The sequence below is a fragment of the Microcoleus sp. BR0-C5 genome (assembly GCF_036705045.1).
Classification (GTDB): Bacteria; Cyanobacteriota; Cyanobacteriia; order Cyanobacteriales; family Microcoleaceae; genus Microcoleus.
The window spans coordinates 1-3,483 of record NZ_JAUBTR010000164.1 but is presented as its reverse complement, the minus strand read 5'-3'; the positions used below and the strand labels follow the sequence as shown (position 1 = coordinate 3,483).

General features: G+C 40.9%; 1 protein-coding gene. It reads right to left on the bottom strand.

All coding sequences use genetic code 11. The annotated features are described in order from the left end of the window. Positions 1-3,483: AAA family ATPase (locus QUB08_RS31535; protein WP_333230194.1), on the bottom strand; the 3,483-nt coding region annotated here is incomplete at both ends.

Genomic DNA, 3,483 nt, shown 5'->3' with positions numbered 1-3,483 from the left:
CCCCTTCAGTCAGGTTATTTTCCAAATAAAGAAGGCCAGTCAGCTTACCTTGGTGTAGCAGAGGAGTACAAAGAATAGATTTCGGTTGAGTAGCTGCAATATAAGGATCGCGGGTAAATTGTCCCTCTTGAGCCGCATTATTTAACACCACATTTTCCTGAGTGCGAATCACATAATTGGCGATAGCACTTGCCAGCAAAGGAGTTCCCCCAGAAGCTGCTATCGGATTGAGAGGAAGCGATTGCAGCACACTAACTTCATCCTCCTGCACCGAACCTTCCGCCTCTAGCGCCCAGTTTCCCGCTTTTTCTAAAATCAAAAAACCTTTTTGCGCCCCCGCATTCTCGATCGCAATTTTCATCAATCTTTCCAGCAACCTACTCAAAACAATTTCACCCGAAATCGCTTGGGAAGCTTTCATCACCGTAGCTAAATCTAGCGTCTCTCCCAAATTGTTGCTAGTAGTCGCCGTTGTTGTTCGGTTAACTTTTGTTTGAGTAGTTGTCTTCCCTGAAGTTCTCGCTATTAATTGGGGATACTTCTCCTCCAAACTCTCAACTTTACGTTTAGCACCCCAGTATTGGTAGCCATAGTGAGCTTTAGTCAAGTATATTTGGGCAAATTCTTCTTTATCTTTTCCCAACCAGAACTTAGCAGCCAGTTCCGCCGCCAGCGCTTCATTCTGAATAAAATCATCCTCTCTCGCCTCAGCTATCGCGCGATCGTACAAATCCATCGCCTCCAAATCTCGACCTGAAATTCTCGCCATTTCTGCCGCCACTAGCGAGAACTTATGTGCGAAACTTTCCGAGCAGTTATCCGCCCAAACTTTGATTTGTTTCTGATTAGCTTCTAATTGCAGCCAGTAATCTTTTCGCTCCGATTCAGAAACCTCTGAATACAGAGCAGTTAAAATCAGACAACGGTAAAAATAATGGTGAGCACTAGAAATATGACCCATCAAATAATCGATCAGCTCGGCCGCGCGATCCGATGCTTCTAGCGCCTCACTATACTGTTCGTAAAGATAGAAAGTCTGCGCCTTTAAAACATAAAACTCACACAGCGCTGCCATGCTTTTACGGCTGTGGAAATTTTCTAAATGCTGTTCTTCGCTAACTTCATCCTTTTCGCCAATCAAATTTAAAATAGCTATCTTATTAGCAATAATAATATCAATCGCCCATAAATTTTTAGTTTGCTCGCAAAAATGGAGCGACTTCGCAATATCTTCCAAGAGATTATTTAAATTCATGCCCTGGAAGAAATAGGTAATAGTTTGAAACATCCGGTTATAACCCGTCCATTGCAAATTGCCCGATTGCAAGCCAACTTTATAACCTTCGTTATTAATTTCCGCCGTAGTTTTGAGCGGTCTCACCCAGCAGTTTAAGTAATTAGCAAAAATCACACTATCTTGGCAATTTTGAGACAAGTTATTGGAATTTTCGCTCAGAGTCAGAGCGAGTCTGCCAAACTCATAAGCCGATTGGTAATCCCCTAAAATTGAATTCAGGATAATTCCATAACACGAATAGCAGTAAGACCCTCCCGCTACAAAACCGTACTTAAGAGAAAGGTTAATCGCTTTAATCACAGTCAACTTCCACAGTTCTTGAGATGAAAAGAACGTTAGCGGCCCCATGTTACCCAATAATTTCATTGCCATTTGTTGAACGGGATCTTTCATCTTTTCGGCATGAATTAATGAAGCAATTTCTTGGTTTGCCAAGTTAGCTTTAGCTGCCGCCATTTCCGCATTAACCGCCTCGCTTAAATTATCTTCAGCCAAATCTATGCCCAGCAAGTGAAGGGCTTTGAGTCCAGATTTAACTGCTGATTCATATTTACTTAGCAGAGTGTACTGCACAATCAAAATGTTGTAAATTTCGGCTTTTTCTAGATCAGATTTTGCCCGGGTAAATGCCAGTTCTATTAAAGCTTCTGATTCTTCAAAATTGCCATTTAAATATTCGGCCTCTGCCAGCTCCTTATGAAAGGTAAAAGCTAGTTCGTAGGAGTCTTGCCAAATATCGCCCGGTAAAATTTCCAGACCGAATTTTAAGTAGTCTCTGGCAGCAGCATAAGCCGTTGCATCTTTGGCTTTGCGAGCGGCTGTTAAATTTAAAATAGCTAGTTCAGTTTTCTCGTGAGCATCAATGATTAAATTTCGACCCGAATTCAAATGATCGGCAATTTCAAAAATTCTTTCGGCTCGTCGCTCAGGAGAAATATTTGCTAGTAATAGGCGACCAATTTGTAGGTGAATTGCTGTTTGCAGTTTTGAGTCTATCAAAGCGTAACCTGACTGCTGTACGCGGTCGTGCAAAAATTTATAAGTAGTAATTACTAAGTCTGAGTTAATTATTTCTGATTCGGTAGCACCTAACTCAGAAGTAGTTAAGATTAATCCTTCTTGAATGGCTGGCAATAGTTCTTGAAAGGTAGCTAACCAAGATTTTTCATTAATAATTGCCAGAGTGTTTAAGTCAAAACTATTGCCCACGCAGGCAGCTAAACGCAAAACTTGCTGAGTTGATGGGGGCAGTCTTTTCAATTTGCCAAGCATCAATTCAATGACGTTATCAGTAATACCTACTGATTCAATTTCTGAAATATTCCAATCCCAGTTTCTTTGTTGAAAATTGAATCTGATCAGGTTTTCTTGATAGAGAGTTTTGAGAAACTGATTGACAAAAAAAGGATTACCTTGAGTTTTACTGATTACTAACTCGGCGAGGGGGAGCGCTGATTTTTGGTCTTTCCGCACGGTATCAGTAATTAAGTTAACTATCTGGTGAAGCTGTAAGGGAGCCAAGGTAATTCGCTCTATTCTTGCACCTTGATTTTGCAGCTCGTCCAAAGTCATCATTAAAGGATGAGATGGGTTAACTTCGTTGTCTCGATAAGCACCAATTAGAAATAGATAGTTGGTTTGCTCATCTGCGAGCATTACTTGTAGCAATTTCAATGTAGCAGAATCAGCCCATTGTAAATCGTCGAGAAAGATGACTAAGGGATAGTCAACTGAACAAAAGACGCGGATGAATTTTTGAAATACTAAATTAAAGCGGTTTTGTGCTTCGGTAGCGCCTAATTCTTGTACGGCGGGCTGTGGGCCAATGATTAATTCTACTTCAGGAATGACATCTACAATGATTTGAGTATTAGCGCCAACGGCAGCTAATATTTTTTGTTTCCAGGTATTGAGTTGATCTTCGCTTTCTGTTAAGAGTTGCTTGACTAATGATTGAAAGGCTTTGACAACGGCCGCGTAAGGGATATTTCGTTGAAATTGGTCGAATTTTCCGGCAATAAAATAACCTCTGGCTTTAGTAATTGGTTTATAAACTTCTTGTACTAAGGCGGATTTACCTATGCCAGAGTAACCGGATACTAGCATCATTTCGGTGCTGCCTCTGCTGACTCGCTCAAAGGCTGCTAATAAGGTTTCAACTTCTGTTTCTCTGCCGTAGAGTTTTT